Source organism: Streptococcus sp. OMI750 (assembly GCF_047463895.1).
Lineage (GTDB): Bacteria > Bacillota > Bacilli > Lactobacillales > Streptococcaceae > Streptococcus.
On sequence record NZ_JASHCZ010000008.1, the window covers coordinates 23,059 to 42,088 of the forward strand.

Annotated in this window: 7 protein-coding genes; all 7 read left to right on the plus strand. The window is 42.9% G+C overall.

Annotated features, from left to right (window positions below):
* Positions 1-542 precede the first annotated feature (542 nt).
* Positions 543-1,085 (plus strand): hypothetical protein, encoded by a 543-nt coding sequence (locus tag QM830_RS10585; protein ID WP_414326956.1) that lies wholly within the window; start codon positions 543-545, stop codon positions 1,083-1,085.
* Positions 1,086-1,290: 205 nt separating this feature from the next.
* Positions 1,291-2,952 (plus strand): ribonuclease J, encoded by a 1,662-nt coding sequence (locus QM830_RS10590; protein ID WP_009731785.1) that lies wholly within the window; start codon positions 1,291-1,293, stop codon positions 2,950-2,952.
* A 72-nt stretch (positions 2,953-3,024) separates the two neighbouring features.
* Entirely contained in the window at positions 3,025-3,807 is a 783-nt protein-coding gene (locus QM830_RS10595; protein WP_414326957.1) for an alpha/beta hydrolase, read from the plus strand.
* Between the two features lie 434 nt (positions 3,808-4,241).
* Complete coding sequence (gene gltX / locus QM830_RS10600) at positions 4,242-5,699, plus strand: glutamate--tRNA ligase (RefSeq protein ID WP_155172668.1); 1,458 nt, start codon at positions 4,242-4,244, stop codon at positions 5,697-5,699.
* A 237-nt stretch (positions 5,700-5,936) separates the two neighbouring features.
* A complete protein-coding gene (locus tag QM830_RS10605; RefSeq protein ID WP_414326958.1) occupies positions 5,937-11,738 on the plus strand; it encodes an accessory Sec-dependent serine-rich glycoprotein adhesin in 5,802 nt (1,933 codons plus the stop codon).
* A gap of 234 nt (positions 11,739-11,972) precedes the next feature.
* Entirely contained in the window at positions 11,973-16,136 is a 4,164-nt protein-coding gene (locus tag QM830_RS10610; protein WP_414326960.1) for an accessory Sec-dependent serine-rich glycoprotein adhesin, read from the plus strand.
* Positions 16,137-16,317: 181 nt separating this feature from the next.
* Positions 16,318-19,030 (plus strand): KxYKxGKxW signal peptide domain-containing protein (locus QM830_RS10615; RefSeq protein WP_414326962.1); only part of this gene is annotated, 2,713 nt, incomplete at its 3' end.

Below are 19,030 nucleotides of genomic sequence, written 5' to 3' on the forward strand. Positions count from 1 at the left end.
AAAAGCTTAGAAAGAGGTCAGAAGAAAACTGCATAAAAATAGAAACTAGTTTCAGATGGAATCGCTTGCAATCGCTAAGGGGGTTGAGTATAATATAGATAGAAAGATGAAGAAGGGATTGATTCCAATGCCTTATCGAAATAGTTTTTAGGTTACTTCGTTTTAGGCCTGTTTTGCTGATAGCTGTTCATGCTCTTAACGTAAAAGAGCAGTTATGTCGTGTGTGTCGGATCGGTTGGACGGTCGGGCAAGCCTGCTTAGCTTGTCCGAAGACATAAGAAAACGTGGAAATAGTAGGTAGAAGCTTTTTATAAAGGTTTTCAAACTTCAATGCGTCCAGTCGAAAGCTCATAAATTTAGATTTGGGAAAGCAAAGAAAACCTCTGGTATTTTACAAAAATACTATTAAATGAAATCAACATCATAAACATTGTTTTGTTAGCCAATAGGTTAATTGCACCAAGTCAGCGAAGCAGACCAGGCCTCTAGTCCCGTAAGACTGGAGGCCATTTTTATAAAGATACAAAGGAGGGGGTGAGAGTATGGGATTGTCGTATGGGCAAGAGTACAGTTGTCGTGACCATTTTCGGCAAAGGGCTTTTGAGCGTTTTGGCATAGATGATCAGCACCTGAACCGCTGGATCAACCAACACCTCCCTTCCCTCTCTCCTTATGATGGTGATGTGGTTCAACCAGCTAACACGGAAGCCTATGTAGCTAGTGATGGAGTCATCTTTGTCTGCAACATCAAAAGTCGTGAGTTCATCACTTGTTTCAAGGCGGTTAATTACCAAGAACCAAAGGAAGAAGAGGAAGTCTATACGGACATTCATGAAAACAATGTCACTTCTTTCAAAAAGGACTTGCACCACTTGGTCAACCGCTACCGGCTCAAGGAAGCCAAAGAACTGTTTGAAAATATTGGAGAGGACTTGGATGACTTTTATCGTCTGTCCCAAGCAGTCAAGAACGGTCAATTGAGCGTTCGAAATAGCAAGCGCCTAGAGGAATTGTTGGCTAAGTTCCATGTGATCAAGGCGGCTATGCGGATTATTGAAAATAAACGGGGAGATTACCATTTTTAGGGGTCTTTTCCCCCTAAAAATGGGCGCCTAGAATCCTTCTCATCCACTTTAGATGGGGAGGCTTTTTTGCTGTGGGAAAGCTTTTTGAAAAAAATAGAAAAAAATTGTATAATAGAGTGGATATGCAAGTATTTGCAAAGCTGTAATTCGACTTGGGGAACCAAGGACCGTAAGTATTAAAAAAATTACACTAAAGGAGACAACAGTGAGTAGTATTAAATTAGTCACTCTTGGCGGTGTTCGAGAAAATGGGAAAAATCTCTACGTCGCTGAAGTGAACGAATCGATTTTTGTCTTGGATGCGGGATTGAAGTATCCAGAAAATGAGCAACTTGGGGTGGATGTCGTCATCCCAAATATGGACTATCTTTTTGAAAATAAGGAGCGCATTGCGGGTGTTTTCTTGACCCACGGTCATGCGGATGCTATTGGAGCCTTGCCTTATCTTCTAGCTGAAGCGAAAGTCCCTGTATTCGGGACAGAGTTGACCATTGAGTTGGCTAAACTCTTTGTAAAAAGTAATGACAGTGTCAAGAAATTCAACGACTTCCATATCATCGATCAGAATTCTGAGATTGATTTTGGTGATGCCGTCATCTCTTTCTTTCAAACAACCCACTCCATCCCTGAAAGTATCGGGATTGTGATTGGCACTCCTGAGGGCAATATCGTCTACACAGGAGACTTTAAATTTGACCAAACTGCCAGCGAGTCGTACGCGACAGACTTTGCTCGCCTAGCTGAGATTGGACGCGAAGGTGTGCTTGCCCTCTTGAGTGATTCAGCCAATGCGGATAGCAAGATTCAAGTTGCCAGTGAGCAAGAAGTGGGCGATGCCATCTTAGATACGATTGCAGACTGGGATGGTCGTGTGATCGTGGCGGCGGTAGCCAGCAACCTTTCTCGGATCCAGCAGGTCTTTGATGCTGCAGCTGAGACTGGTCGCCGGGTGGTCTTGACAGGGTTCGATGTTGAAAACATCGTCCGCACAGCCATTCGCTTGAATAAATTGTCTCTTGCCAATGAAAAACTCTTGATCAAACCGAAAGAAATGAGCCGGTTTGAGGATCATGAATTGATTATTTTAGAAACAGGCCGGATGGGTGAACCGATCAATGGTTTACGTAAGATGTCTATCGGCCGTCACCGTTATGTGGAAATTAAAGATGGGGACTTGGTCTACATCGTCACTACACCGTCTATTGCAAAAGAAGCGGTGGTAGCGCGTGTGGAAAATATGATTTACCAAGCTGGTGGAATTGTTAAATTGATCACGTCAAGCTTGCGCGTGTCTGGTCACGGTAACGCACGAGACTTGCAGTTGATGATCAACCTCCTTCGACCTAAATATCTCTTCCCAATCCAAGGTGAGTATCGTGAGTTGGATGCCCATGCGCGGGTGGCGATGGAAGTCGGTATCCTACCTGAAAATATCTTTATTCCAAAACGTGGATCCGTGATGGAATATGAAAAGGGTGACTTCGTTCCTGCGGGAAGTGTCTCATCTGGAGATGTCATGATTGATGGGAATGCCATTGGCGATGTAGGCAATATCGTCCTTCGTGACCGTAAAGTCTTGTCAGAAGATGGAATCTTCATCGTCGCTATTACGGTGAATCGCAAGGACAAGAAGATTATTTCCAAAGCGCGCGTGCATACCCGTGGATTTATCTACGTCAAGAAGAGTCGGGATATTCTTCGTGAAAGTTGCGACTTGGTTAACCAAAGCGTTGAAGACTATTTGACACAAGATAGCTTTGACTGGGGTGAGTTGAAAGGGCTGGTTCGTGACAACTTGTCTAAGTTCTTATTTGAACAAACCAAACGCCGTCCAGCAATCCTACCAGTCGTGATGGAAGTGAAATAAAATAGAAGAAAATGGAACGCTTGGCGGCCGTAGGCTTGCCGAGTGTTTTTAACAGTAGAAAGAGGAAATCAAATGGCAGTTATGCAGATTGAGTATTATTCAGAAGCCTTGAAGATGGAGTGGGGCGTGTCCGTCCTTTATCCTGACGCGTCGCGCGTGGAGGATCCAGCGGATACGGACATTCCTGTCCTTTATCTTTTGCATGGAATGAATGGCAATCATCATTCTTGGTTGAAGAGGACCAATGTAGAACGCATTTTGCGAAATACCAATCTGATCGTGGTCCTCCCCAATACCAATAATGGCTTCTACACAGATACCCAGTATGGCTACAACTATTACACGGCCATCGCGGAAGAGTTGCCAGAGACTCTTTCTCGCTTCTTCCCGAATATGACCAAAAAACGAGAGAAAACTTTTATTGCAGGTCTGTCCATGGGAGGCTACGGCTCTATGCTCTTGGCCCTCAAGACAAATCGTTTCTCTCGTGCCGCGAGTTTCTCTGAAGCACTTAGTTTTCACGATAGAGACTTTGAAAACAATGACTTGGAGAAACCGGCCTTTTGGAAGGGAATCTTTGGGGATCTAAAAGATTGGACTACGAGTCCCTACTCACTTGAGACTGCTGCGAAGAAGTTTTCAGATAAAAAGACCAAGCTCTGGATCTGGTGTGGGGAGCAGGATTTCCTCTATGAAGCTAATAATTATGAAGTCAAAGAATTAAAAAAATTAGGCATGGATGTCACTTATAGCCACAGTCCAGGCAAGCACGAATGGTTTTATTGGGAACGGGAGTTGGAAAACTTTTTACAAACCCTGCCAATCGACTTTGAATTAGAAGAACGGCTAAAATAAGATACAGAGCCCGTAAAATGTAAAGTGAAAAAAGGAAATTGTCGCAGGGAGCGATGCTCACAAGAGAATTTATCTTTTTCACATAGCATTTAGGGTGTGTTTATTTATTAAGATTGAAACAATCATCATATGGAGGCTGGGACAAAAGTCCTAGCCTCTTAATTGTTTTTGGATTGTCGAGCAAGACGCAGTGGTTGAGTGGGCTCTACTACGCTAATTTCATCAGCTTTTACAGCCCTACTCAACTGTTCGGAGGTGGGACGACGAAATCGAATTCTAACGAATGACCGATTTCTGTCCCACTCTCTTTTCTTATATATAGGAAGAAAAGTTGGAATTGTCACTTATTCATTTCAGTCCCGCTTTCTTTGTGGTATAATAGGAACGATTGAAAAATGAGCTAGAAATAGCGAACAAGACAAGAGGAGAGAAACATGGCAAAAGATATTCGTGTGCGTTATGCACCAAGTCCAACCGGACTACTACACATCGGAAATGCTCGTACTGCATTGTTTAACTACTTGTACGCGCGTCACCATGGTGGGACCTTTATCATCCGTATCGAGGATACGGACCGCAAACGTCACGTCGAAGACGGAGAACGTTCCCAGCTTGAAAACCTGCGTTGGTTGGGCATGGACTGGGATGAAAGTCCTGAGACGCATGAAAACTACCGCCAGTCTGAACGTTTGGAACTCTATCAAACATACATCGACCAACTCTTAGCTGAAGGAAAAGCCTACAAGTCTTATGTGACAGAAGAAGAGTTGGCGGCAGAACGTGAACGCCAAGAAGCAGCAGGTGAAACACCTCGCTACATCAATGAATACCTTGGTATGAGCGAAGAAGAAAAAGCAGCTTACGTTGCAGAACGTGAAGCAGCGGGGATTATCCCGACGGTTCGTTTGGCAGTGAATGAGTCTGGTATCTACAAGTGGCATGATATGGTCAAGGGCGATATCGAATTTGAAGGTGGCAATATCGGCGGTGACTGGGTCATCCAGAAGAAAGATGGCTACCCAACTTACAACTTTGCCGTTGTCATCGATGACCACGATATGCAAATTTCTCACGTTATCCGTGGAGATGACCACATTGCTAACACACCAAAACAGCTCATGGTTTATGAAGCGCTTGGATGGGAAGCACCTGAGTTTGGTCACATGACACTTATCATCAATTCTGAAACTGGTAAGAAGTTGTCTAAACGGGACACTAACACCCTTCAATTTATCGAAGATTACCGTAAGAAGGGCTACCTTCCAGAAGCGGTCTTTAACTTTATCGCTCTTCTTGGTTGGAACCCTGGTGGGGAAGACGAGATCTTCTCTCGTGAAGAGCTCATCAAACTTTTTGATGAAAACCGCCTTAGCAAGTCTCCAGCAGCCTTCGACCAAAAGAAACTAGACTGGATGAGCAATGACTACATCAAGAATGCAGACCTTGCGACCATCTTTGAAATGGCTAAACCATTCCTTGAAGAAGCAGGTCGTTTGACAGACAAGGCTGAAAAATTAGTGGAGCTCTACAAACCACAAATGAAGTCAGTGGATGAAATCGTTCCATTGACAGACCTCTTCTTCTCTGACTTCCCAGAATTGACTGAAGCTGAGCGAGAAGTCATGGCTGGTGAAACGGTTCCGACTGTACTTGAAGCCTTCAAAGCAAAACTGGAAGCCATGTCAGACGATGAGTTTGTGGTAGAAAATATCTTCCCACAAATCAAAGCAGTCCAAAAGGAAACTGGTATCAAAGGGAAAAATCTCTTTATGCCAATCCGTATCGCTGTTTCAGGGGAGATGCATGGTCCTGAATTGCCAGATACCATTTACTTGCTTGGACGCGAAAAATCCATCCAGCACATTGAAAATATGTTGGAAAAAATCAGATAGTTATCAGAAAAGCCCCCGTTAAAAGGGGCTTTTTGTTTTACTTCTAAAGTCAAAGTATTATAGGATTTTTTCAAAAAATTGCCCCGACTTGACAAATTGATCCTACTGAAAACGATTTTATCACTATCTAAAACAAAAATTATAAAAAAATAGCAATAATTAAGAATAATTACTTTCAAAAATCGACAGATTAGTCTATAATGTTAGGGAAATAAAAAATGTAATAAGGAGACAGAAATGTTTTTTAAACGTTCGAACGGTGAATTCCGTGAAACAGATCGTGTGACTCGTTTCAAATTGATCAAATCAGGTAAAAACTGGTTGCGTGCTGCGACTTCTAACTTTGGTCTTTTGAAAGTCATTCGTGGTCAAGTCGAAGAGACTGTTGTAGCTGAAGTGCGTGAAGACGCAGTATCAGTGAAAGAAATGACAAGCCGTGGCTTGCTCAAAGGGATCGTAGCAGCTGGGGCTGTTTTTGGTGCAGCTACAGTAGCGAATACTGCAAAAGCAGATGAAACAGGATCAGACGTTGCGACTGCATCTGAGCTTTCAAGTGAAGCTCTTGTAGAACAAGGAAGTACAGTACTTGGTACAACTTCAACAACAGAATCTCAGTCTGAATCAACAACAGAATCAACAACTGAGTCAACAACAGAATCAGCTAGCGCTTCTGCATCTGCAAGTGCTTCAACCTCTACAAGCGTATCTGTATCTCACTCAGCTTCATTGAGCGAACAAGGTTCAGCAGAACTTTCAGCAGCTTCAAGCGAATCAACTGTAGCAGCTGGCTCTGAAGCAAGTGTAGAAAGCACTACAACAGTAGCGAAAGCTGAAGATAAAGTTGTTTTGGAACAAAACACTTCAGAAGCAGCATTGTTGAACAAGATTGCAGGAGACTACTCAGCAACTGTTTCAGCTCCAGAAAAGAAAGCAGCACTTGATGCTGCTATCGCTAAAGTTCAAACAGAATTGACAGCAAGCAACAGCTTGATCAACGCTAATGCTTCAGCTCAATCATACGCAGACCAACGCGAACGTTTGAGCAAGTCAGTAGATGACATGATGGCAACCTTGACTGCAGCAGGCTTTACTGGTAATACAACAGTCAATGGTGCTCCAGCAATTTCAGCACAATTGGCACCAATTTCTACAGATACTAAAGGTCCTGAAACTACTGTGCCAGCTATTGCAGATCCTAACGGTGCAACGATTGAGGATGCAGCCTTCAACAAAGCAGGTTATGCATTAGATCCAAACGCAGATCGTTATACCTTTGGTGTATGGCAATTCCTTAAGACAGATCATGCTTCTGGCAATAAGACTTATTTTGATTACTACGCTACTCTTTCAGTAGACCGTTCAGCCATCACTGGTAGCCTTTCAGCTAACCCAGATGTACATTTGCGTATTGTGAAGAAATCTGATGGTACTGAAGCTTATACACGTACCCTCAAAGCTGGAGAAAGCAATATCTCCCTTCCAAGCTACATCACAAACAACAACTCTGATGTAACCAACACTTTGACTTACACAGGTGCTAACGGAACTGATCCAGGTAACGTTACCTTCTCATTGGTCAACGCTAACCTTGAGTATGAAACGCTTCAAATCCGCGATACCAACTACCCAGGTAACGAAAATGAAGACAAACCAAACGTTCAAACTTCGGTTCCTTATGCTACAGTTGATCAAACAACTCACTATAAGCTTATCGAAGGAAGTTCTACTCCAGGTCAACTATATAAACCTACTGGAAATGAAACAGATCTGGCAAGCTATACGCAAAAAGGCCTTGCTGGTCAACAATTTACAGCTTCAAACAACCGTGACATCCCAGGTTACAAACATGTAGCAGCAACAACTGACTCAACTCAAAAAACATCTGGTATCCTTGGTAAGGGTGTTGTTGGTCAAAAATTGGTCGAACTACAAGGTGGAGCCAACCACTATTATGTGAAACGTATCTCTGAAATCGTTGATACGGAAGGTTCAACTGTTACAAAATTCTATGCTCTTGACCCATCACAAGTAAGCAACTTTGCTTCAAGTGATGTTGGTACAGAAGATGTATCGAAATACACACTCATTTACACAAGTAAAGTAAATAAAGCTGGTGAAGAGTGGAAGGCTGATGAGTCTAAAGTTACAAAAGTAAACAGTAAAAACGGTGACTACCATATTGATGTCACTGAAACTGCTGGAAGCAAATCGCTCGTTATTACTGGTTGGTCGTCTAATACAGAAAAAGTTAACCTTACGCACGATGAAACAAAACTGACTGAAGCTTTTGATAAACCGTTTACTGGTGCGCCAGACGCATCATTGACACCAGCTGGTCAAGGAAATAATAAATGGAACTTGATTGCCGGACGTAATGCTGATATCGTTGCCGATTCTAAAGTAACGCAACCAGACGGTAGCATTACTTACACTAATCTAAAAGGTTTTACTTCATTCTCAAACAACTACTCAATTCCGTCAGCAGTTAAACCATCAACTGATGTGAACTATTACTTTGAGAAAATGGGTGATTCTGAATCAGCTTCTCAATCACAATCATTCTCAAACTCTGCTTCAAACTCGCAATCACTTTCAGAAGTAGTGTCTAAATCACAATCAGTATCGCAGTCTGAAGTAGTGTCTAAGTCACAATCTGTATCACAATCACAGGCTGTGTCTAAGTCACAATCAGAGTCTGAAGTGGTATCTAAATCACAATCTGTATCACAATCACAGGCTGTGTCTAAGTCACAATCTGTGTCACAGTCAGAGGCTGTTTCTAAGTCACAATCTGTATCACAATCAGAGTCAGAAGCACCATCTAAGTCACAATCTCAATCGAATACTGAATCAGCTTCACAATCTATTTCAGAGTCACTTTCTGAATCAGCATCAACATCAGCACAAGAATCTGCAAGTGCATCAGCATCTGAGTCAGCTTCTACATCAGCTCAAGAATCTGCATCAGCGTCTGCATCTGAATCAGCTTCTACATCGGCTCAAGAATCAGCATCAGCGTCTACATCTGAGTCAGCTTCTACATCAGCACAAGAATCTGCATCAGCGTCTGCATCTGAATCAGCTTCTACATCAGCACAAGAATCTGCAAGTGCATCAGCATCTGAGTCAGCTTCTACATCAGCACAAGAATCAGCATCAGCGTCTGCATCTGAATCAGCAAGCCAATCAGCTTCAGCATCTGCATCAGTATCAGCAAGCCAATCAGCTTCAGCGTCTGAATCAGTATCATCAAGCCAATCAGCTTCAGCATCAGAATCAGTATCATCAAGCCAATCAGCTTCAGCGTCAGAATCAGTATCAGCAAGCCAATCAGCTTCAGCATCAGAATCAGCTTCTACATCGGCTCAAGAATCAGCATCAGAATCAGTATCAGCAAGCCAATCAGCTTCAGCATCTGCATCAGTATCAGCAAGCCAATCAGCTTCAGCATCAGAATCAGTATCAGCAAGCCAATCAGCATCAGCGTCAGAATCAGTATCAGTATCAGCAAGCCAATCAGCTTCAGCATCTGAATCAGTATCATCAAGCCAATCAGCATCAGCGTCTGAATCAGTATCAGCAAGCCAATCAGCATCATTGAGCACATCGGCTTCAACATCACTTTCTACATCTGTATCACAATCAGCATCTAACTCTTCATCAAATTCTGAAAGTGAAACACCTAAACAAGGTGAAGTAATCATCACTTATGTAAATACAAAAGGTAAAGTGATTAAAGATCCTCGTCAAGACACACCAAACTCACCATATGACACACCATATAACACAACTGAGGAAGGTGAAAAACCTAACACTATCAAGACTCCAGACGGTAAGACTTACAAGATCGTACCAAAAGGTGACTACCCAGTAGGTAAAGTTGATGGCGACGGACACTTGGAATCATCTGATCCAATTAAAGGTAAAGTTGATAAACCTAAGTCAACTATTACGTATGTTTACCAAGAAGTAGGTAACGTATACGTTCACTATGTAGATACTGAAGGTAACACGATTAAAGCATCTGTGAAAGATGAAGATGAACAACCAATTGATAAAGACTACGACACAGTAGTAGACAACCGTCCAAGCACAATCGAGTTCCAAGGTAAGACATACGAATTGGTACCAGCAGGTAACTACAAAGTAGGTAAAGTTGACGAACAAGGTCACTGGACAGGTGATGATGCTACAACTGGTAAAGTTGCTGAAAAAGATAAGAACGTAACATATGTCTACCAATTGAAACAACCTAAGGGTAATGTCTACGTACACTATGTTGACGTTAATGGTAACACGATCAAAGAATCTGTAACTGATGAAAAAGATCAACCAGTAGGTAAAGACTACGATACAGTCGTAGACAACCGTCCACAAACAATCGAGTTCCAAGGTAAGACATACGAATTGGTACCAGCAGGTAACTACAAAGTAGGTCAAGTCGATGACCAAGGTCACTGGACAGGTGATGACGCTACAACTGGTAAAGTCATCGAAGGTGATAAGAATGTCACTTACGTTTACAAACTGAAAGAAGATCCAACGAAACCTAAAGAAGGTGACGTTATCATCACTTACGTAGACGAAAAAGGTAAAGAAATTCAAAAACCTCGTCAAGACACACCAAACTCACCATATGACACACCATATAACACAACTGAGGAAGGTGAAAAACCTAACACTATCAAGACTCCAGATGGTAAGACTTACAAGATCGTACCGAAAGGTGACTACCCAGTAGGTAAAGTTGATGGCGATGGACACTTGGAATCATCTGATCCAATTAAAGGTAAAGTTGATAAACCACGTTCAATCATCACTTACGTTTACAAAGAAGTGAAGGGTGACGTTTACGTTCACTATAAAGACACTGAAGGTAACACAATTAAAGATGATGTCACTGACGAAAAAGATCAACCAGTTGATAAAGACTACGATACAGTAGTAGACAACCGTCCAAAAGAAATCCAATACAATGGTAAGACATATGAATTGGTACCAGCCGGTAACTACACTGTAGGTAAAGTTGATGGACAAGGTCACCTTGAGTCATCAGATGCTACAACTGGTAAAGTGATCGAAGGACGTAAAGACGTTACTTATATCTACAAACTTAAAGAACAACCAACTCAACCTAAGGGTAGCGTATACGTACACTACAAAGATACTGAAGGTAACACTATTAAACAATCAGTAACAGATGAGTTAGACCAACCAGTAGGTAAAGACTACAACACTGTTGAAGACAACCGTCCACAGTACATTAAATTCGAAGGTAAAACTTACGAAATCGTACCAGTCGGAAACTACACAGTTGGTAAAGTAGATACTCAAGGTCACCTTGAATCAACAGACCCAACAACTGGTAAAGTGGTTGAAGGACGTAAAGACGTTACTTACATCTACAAACTTGTCGAAGAACCTGTACAACCTAAGGGTAATGTATACGTTCACTATGTAGATGAAAATGGTAACACTATCAAGACTTCAGTAGTGGATGAAAAAGACCAACCAGTAGGTAAAGACTACGATACAGTTGTGGATAATCGTCCTAAGACAATCACAACTGCAGATGGTAAAGTCTATGAATTGGTACCACAAGGTAACTACCCAGTAGGTAAAGTTGACGGTGAAGGTCACTTGACAACAACTGACCCAACAACTGGTAAAGTCATCGAAGGTGATAAGAACGTTACTTATGTTTACAAACTTGTGAAGACTCCAAACGTTCCAACACCAAACACTCCAGTGCCACCAACTCCAACACCAAACACTCCAGTGCCACCAACTCCAACACCAAATACACCGGTAGATCCAACACCTAATAAACCAATGGATCCAACACCAAACACACCGGTAGATCCAACACCTAATACACCAGTGAACCCAGTTCCTGAGCAACCAGCTCAACCAGCTCCAGCTCTTGAACAACTTCCAAATACTGGTGAAACAGGATCTGTAGCTTCAGCTCTTCTTGGAGCAGTTGCAGGGGTTGCAGGGGTTGCAGCACTTGGACGTCGCAAAGAAGAAGAAAAATAATCTTCTATCCTAATTTGATTCGGTCATTTCAAGTATGTGGGAAATGAAAAAGGATCAAGAAAGAGAACCTTCGGGTTCTCTTTTTTTGTTTTGTTTACAAGTTTATAGATGTAAGCATAAAGGAAGCATCTGTCAGAAATTTAACAAATATAAAGAGAATTGTACATTTAAGTTACAATTTTATTAAAAAGGTGTATAATTATTGGTTAGAAAGATCAAAGGAGTATAGTGTTGATGTTTTTTAAACGTTCAAATGGATCATTTCGTGAAACGGATCGTGTTACCCGCTTTAAATTAATTAAATCGGGTAAAAATTGGCTTCGTGCAGCGACTTCCAACCTGGGCCTATTTAAGGTGGTTCGTGGTCAAGTTGAAGAATTGGTGGTAGCAGAAGTAGCTGAAGAAAGCCTGAAAATGACAGAGGCTTCAAGCAGGACCGTATTGAAGGGGATCATAGCAGCTGGTGCTATTCTTGGTGGAGCGGTCGTATCGACAGCGGCACAGGCTGATGAAACAGGTGCTGAAAAGGCAACAGCATCTGAATTAGACAATGAAACTATTGCTGAAGCAGATAGTGTCGTTCTAGGGACGACTTCTGTATCGGAATCGGTTTCTGAAGAGAATGTTGCATCCACATCAATTTCTGAGAGCGCATCTGTATCTGTTTCAGAGTCTGCTTCTATCTCTGTGTCAAGCTCGATCTCACTTTCATTGAGCGAACAGGGTTCTAATGAGTTGTCAGCAGCTCTTAGCGAGTCAACTGTAGCTGTAACTGAGTCACAAGTTACGGAAGAAGGCAAGCAGTCACCTGCTATAAGAGATGAAAAAGCTGTCTTAGAACAAAACGTTTCAGAGGCAGAAATCTTAAACAAGTTGGCTGGGAATTATTCGTCAAACGTGACGGTTTCAGAGCGTAAAGAAGCTATTGAATCAGCGATTGCCAAAGTCCAAACAGAATTGACAGCTAGCAATAGCTTGATCCATGCCAATGTTTCTGCACAAGCTTATACGGAGCAACGTGAGCGTTTAGGAAAATCGATCGATGAATTGATGGTTACCTTGAATGCTGCAGGTTTTACTGGCAATGCAACTGTCAATGGTGAAACGACTATCCAGGCGACTTTGAACGTTGCAACTGGTGAAACCAAGCTTCATGTAGGATCTGGAGTAGATACCAACTATAAGATTCCGATTTACTATAAGCTAAAAGCCTTTAACGATGGGACAACAGTGACTTTTACTTATACGGTCACTTACGATAACCCTGAAACATCTACTGTTGAGAAACCAGCAGCTTTATCCTCCGGCTATTCGATCTATAATACTGGGACCTCAACCCAAGAGATGTTTACCTTAGGCAAGGGCTTTGGAACTCCTTCAAATGTAACAAACTATATTTCGGATTCGCAAGGGAATCAAATTACAAATCCGAAGTCTAATACGACACCGATTGTGAAGCAAGGAGATGGCTTTACTTGGGCAAATGGATACCAAATGAACGGTTATCAGGCTAAGCAAGGGTACGGCCTCACATCGACTTGGACGGTTCCAGTTACTGGAGCTGATACTTCCTTCACCTTCTCTCCTTATGCAGGTAAAACAGATAACATTTACACCAATTTCTTTAATGGAAGTAAGGTTATTGAGTCTGAGGTGGATACGACCAGTCAATCGATGAGCCTCTCAAGTAGCCTTTCGGAGAGCACATCAGAAGTGGTATCAGAATCCGTTTCTCTTTCTGAAGAAGCTTCCGCATCGCTTTCAGAATCACAATCAATGAGTGCATCTGAATCAGAAGAGACCTCTGCTTCATTAAGTGAGTCAATCTCAGAAGAAGCGTCTGCATCACTTTCCGAATCACTATCAATGAGCGCATCTGAATCAGAAGAGACCTCCGCTTCATTGAGTGAGTCAGCTTCAGAAGAAGCATCCGCATCACTTTCCGAATCAATTAGTGTATCTGAGTCAGAAGAGACCTCCGCTTCATTAAGCGAGTCAGCTTCAGAAGAAGCTTCTGCTTCATTGAGTGAGTCAGTATCGTCATCTGCGTCAGTGAGTGCATCTGAGTCAGTCTCTGCATCAGAATCGGCTTCAACATCAGCAAGCCAATCAGTTTCAGCGTCTGAATCAGTATCTGCGTCTGAATCAGCTTCAACGTCAGTAAGTCAATCAGTTTCAGAGTCTGAGTCAACTTCAACGTCAGTCAGTCAATCAGAATCAGCATCTGAATCAGCTTCAACATCAGCAAGTCAATCAGTGTCAGCGTCTGAATCAACTTCAACGTCAGTAAGTCAATCAGTTTCTGCATCTGAGTCCACTTCAACATCAGCAAGTCAATCAGTATCTGCCTCTGAGTCGACATCAACGTCAGTAAGTCAATCAGTTTCTGCATCTGAGTCCACTTCAACATCAGCAAGTCAATCAGTATCTGCCTCTGAGTCGACATCAACGTCAGTAAGTCAATCAGCGTCAGCGTCTGCATCCACTTCAGTTTCAGTAAGTCAATCAACCTCAGCGTCTGAGTCCACTTCAACATCAGTAAGTCAATCAGAATCAGCCTCTGCGTCTGAATCAGCTTCAACGTCAGTAAGTCAATCAGTTTCAGCGTCTGAGTCCACTTCAACGTCAGTAAGTCAATCAGAATCAGCATCTGAGTCAGCTTCAACCTCAGTAAGCCAATCAGTATCAGCGTCTGAATCAACTTCAACATCAGTAAGTCAATCAGTCTCAGCATCTGAGTCGACTTCAACATCAGTAAGTCAATCAGAGTCAGCGTCTGAATCAGCTTCAACCTCAGTAAGTCAATCAGTCTCAGCATCTGAGTCGACTTCAACATCCGTAAGTCAATCAGCGTCAGCATCGACTTCAGTTTCAGTAAGTCAATCAGTATCTGCGTCTGAATCTGCCTCTGAGTCAGCATCAACATCTGCCTCAGAATCAGCAAGTGCATCTGAGTCGACTTCAACATCAGTCAGTCAATCAGTGTCAGCATCAGAATCGGCTTCAACATCAGCAAGTCAATCAGTATCTGCCTCTGAGTCGACATCAACGTCAGTCAGTCAATCAGCGTCAGCGTCTGCATCCACTTCAGTTTCAGTAAGTCAATCAACCTCAGCGTCTGAGTCCACTTCAACATCAGTAAGTACTTCAGAATCAGCCTCTGCGTCTGAATCAGCTTCAACGTCAGTAAGTCAATCAGTTTCAGCATCTGAGTCAACTTCAACGTCAGTAAGCCAATCAGTGTCTGCATCGGCTTCAACGTCAGCAAGTCAATCAGTAAGTGCTTCTGAGTCCACTTCGACGTCAGTAAGTCAATCAGTCTCAGCATCTGAGTCGACTTCAACATCAGTAAGTCAATCAGAGTCAGCGTCTGAATCAGCTTCAACCTCAGTCAGTCAATCAGTCTCTGCATCTGAGTCCACTTCAGTTTCAGTAAGCCAATCAGTGTCAGCCTCTGCATCAGCTTCAGTTTCAGTAAGTCAATCAGCGTCAGCATCGACTTCAACGTCAGTAAGTCAATCAGAGTCAGCGTCTGCATCCACTTCAACCTCAGTAAGTCAATCAGCGTCTGCATCGACTTCAGTTTCAGTAAGTCAATCAGTATCTGCGTCTGAATCTGCATCTGCATCTGAGTCAGCATCAACATCTGCCTCAGAATCAGCAAGTGCATCTGAGTCAACTTCAACGTCAGCAAGTCAATCAGTAAGTGCTTCTGAGTCCACTTCGACGTCAGTCAGTCAATCAGTCTCAGCATCTGAGTCGACTTCAACATCAGTCAGTCAATCAGCGTCAGCGTCTGCATCAGCTTCAACCTCAGTCAGTCAATCAGTGTCAGCGTCTGAATCGGCTTCAACGTCATCAAGTCAATCAGCGTCAGCTTCTGAATCCACTTCAACGTCATCAAGTCAATCAGTCTCTGCATCTGAGTCGGCTTCAACATCAGCAAGTCAATCAGCGTCGGCTTCTGAATCCACTTCAACGTCCGTAAGTCAATCAGTATCAGCGTCTGAATCAGCTTCAACGTCATCAAGTCAATCAGTTTCTGCATCAGAATCGGCTTCAACGTCAGCAAGTCAATCAGTCTCTGCATCAGAATCGGCTTCAACATCAGCAAGTCAATCAGTGTCAGCATCTGCATCGACTTCAACATCAGTCAGTCAATCACAATCCGGCTCAACATCTGGTAGTGGTTCACAATCAGCTTCTATGAGCCAATCAACTTCTGGTTCTGAGTCGTTGTCACAATCTGAATCAGCAAGTGGTTCACAAAAACACAGTCAATCTGCAGCACTTCCCAATACTGGTGAAACAGCATCTGTATCGTCAGCTCTTCTTGGAGCAGTCGCAGGGCTTGCTGGAGCAGCTGTACTTGGCCGTCGTAAAAAAGAAGAAAAATAATCTTCCATCATGAATGGATTCGATTCTTTTCACCCTATGAAAAATGAATATGGATCTGAAAAGAGAACCTTCGGGTTCTCTTTTTGCGTCCTTTATAAAGTGTTAGAAAATGGTCTTAATTAGTTACATTGGGGGAAAAATGATGTATAATTACTTGATATCTAAAATTTAAGGAGCGGAAATGTTTTTTAAACGTTCGAAGGGTGAATTTCGTGAAACGGACCGAGTTACCCGCTATAAATTAATCAAATCAGGAAAGAATTGGGTACGAGCATCGGTCTCTCGACTAGGGCTTTTTCGTGTCATGCGAGCTGGTGTGGATGAAAAAATCATGGTTAGATATGGTGATTCTTCACGTCAAATGCCTGCAGACCTAGTAAAAGGTATGGTTGTACTAGGGGCTCTTGCTGGAGCAACAACAGTTGCTAATCCAGTATTTGCAGAGGAAAATGGGGTGAATTCTACTCTTGAGTCTGAGATCAGTCCATCAACCGGCATTGTTGATCAGGATAGTTTTGTTTTGGGTACGAAGTCTGCTGTGGATTCTGTCTCAGCGAGTCAGTCTATTAGTGAATCGGAATCTCTCTCAGAGTTCAGAAGTCAGTCTTCTTCTGTCAGCACCTCCCTCTCTCAGTCGATTTCTATCAGTGAATCACATCTTACAAGCAGTTCAGCTCATCATGTGGAGAGTCAGTCTTCGGTTGAAGTAGCTAGCAGTAGTCATTCGGAGGAAATCTCTCATAGCGAAACGGTTAGTGAAAAGGGTGAAATGGCCGGGAATGCTCAGACCACTCGCTCTGAAGAGCAGGTGAAGCGTCTGCAAGTCTTGGCATTAGATTTATATACTTATCGCGCTCAAGCCATGGAAATCCCTGGGACAGAATCTGCTATTGAGTATGGAGATCTGGCTTTAGAAGCTATTCGTTCAGGGTTATCTAATCCAGCGATCCAAATCGATGCAGTAGAAAGTCAAGCAAAAACCGCTCGGAATCGGTTGGCCAATGCGGTGCTGCGCGCGACATCTGGTCAACGAGATCCGCGCAATGGGAATCGTATCGACTCGGATACGAGCCTTCGTGCTCCTCAATATAATCTAGGGCCAGCCAATAATGCTTTGATTTCTGTCTATAATTCAGATTACATCAATCATGCTTATAATGTTGTTGAAACCATTCCTACACGAAATAGTATTAAAAGTATTGGCTACGCTTCTGGTAGTGATCGTGTGAATGGGATCAACGTGCCTCAGACGTCGGCACTAAAAAATAGTGCAGTCGCCTTTAATATTGTGGGGACTGTTGGGCAGACAGAGGTCGTAACGCCTGGGAAAATTTATAATGTTTCTTTTGTAGTGACTAATACGGCTAGGCAGTCAGTGACACGTACGCTTCGTATTCAGGTTTTGCCACAAAATGATGGCATTCGAAACCCGATTACGGCTGTGACAACGAGTACTTTTGTTAATGACACAAGTAATCTCGCTCAAGCCGAAAAAGATAAGGTTTGGGAGGCCTTTAAGACTGCTAACCCAAATATTGCCACTTCAAAGGATTTTAAATCTTATTCGGTTTCATCATCTGGTGTGGTGACTATTACTTATAAAGATAACACCACAAATGATGTAACCGCTCCTGTTAAGCGCCTAGCAGCACCGACGGTTGAGACTCGCTTACTAGAGAAAGCCTATACTCAAACACCTGTAACAGTGACCGGTGCTGAGCCAGGTTCTACAGTCGTTCTATACAATAATGACGACGAAGTGGGAACAGCAGTGGCAGATGCTTCGGGTCAAGCGATTGTGACGCCGACAGTTAAGTTACAAACAGGTGGAGTAACAGCCAAAGCTCGAATCCTCTATGGTGAACATGCGGTTTATTCAGATGCCAGTAATTCTGTAGCTGTAACGGATGCCACACGTCCTGAAGTGACGGCTAAGTTGACTGTTAATGGTGTAGAACCGAAATCAACTCCTCTTGAAGGTGGTGGGAAGAATTATACTATTTACGCTGGTGATGATGCAGTTGTGACTTTTACAGCTACGGATGACAGTGGCAAGTTGAAAGAAATGAAAGTTGTGGCACGGGCAGATTTGAACGACAATGCCTTGAACGGGAATTTCTTTGGTGGTAGCCAGTATGGAACAGGTAATATTGCACCTATCACGGGAGAGATTACGGCTACTAGTGCCAACCCTGCAACCATCACAACGACCATTCATTTGAAGGATGATCTTTACCATACCTACCGGAATACATGGCAACGCAACGTCGCGGCTATTGACAAGGCGTCCAATATGAATCGACCAAATGGTTTGGGAGAGATTCGGATGACCCAAGGACGCTTAGCTGATCGTACGCCAGGTGTAGCCCCAACGGGTACTATTCAGGTGACGAGCCTAACTGCATTGACAGATGCAGATAAGAGCAAGGTGATTGCAGCTGTGTCAGCTGTCAATCCAGAGGTAGCCAACCGTATTAAGGCCTATACGGTTAATAGTGATGGTACAGTCACCATTACTTATAAAGATAGTACGACCAATGTCGTAGCTGTGAAATTGTCAGATAGTGATCATAGTCAGTCAGTTTCGCAAAGTGTTAGTCAGTCTAAGCAAGAATCCATTTCACAAAGTCGAAGCGAGTCCACTAAGCAGTCTACTTCGATGAGCCTTTCATTGAGTACACTTGCTTCAAAAAGTGTTTCAAGCTCCTTGAGTGAATCCTTGAAGACTAGCGTATCACAAAGTCAATCTACTTCAACAAGTGTGTCTTTGAGTGCTGTGAAATCACAGAGTGTCTCAAATTCCTTGAGTGAGTCCTTGAAGACTAGTGTCTCACAAAGTCAATCTGCTTCAGCGAGTGAGTCCTTGAGTGCTGTGAAATCACAGAGTGTCTCAA

Bases quoted from the DNA above. Each gene is read 5' to 3' on its own strand.
- QM830_RS10585 (WP_414326956.1), top strand. From the start codon at position 543: ATGGGATTGTCGTATGGGCAAGAGTACAGTTGTCGTGACCATTTTCGG.
- QM830_RS10595 (WP_414326957.1), top strand. From the start codon at position 3,025: ATGGCAGTTATGCAGATTGAGTATTATTCAGAAGCCTTGAAGATGGAG.
- gltX (WP_155172668.1), top strand. From the start codon at position 4,242: ATGGCAAAAGATATTCGTGTGCGTTATGCACCAAGTCCAACCGGACTA.
- QM830_RS10605 (WP_414326958.1), top strand. From the start codon at position 5,937: ATGTTTTTTAAACGTTCGAACGGTGAATTCCGTGAAACAGATCGTGTG.
- QM830_RS10610 (WP_414326960.1), top strand. From the start codon at position 11,973: ATGTTTTTTAAACGTTCAAATGGATCATTTCGTGAAACGGATCGTGTT.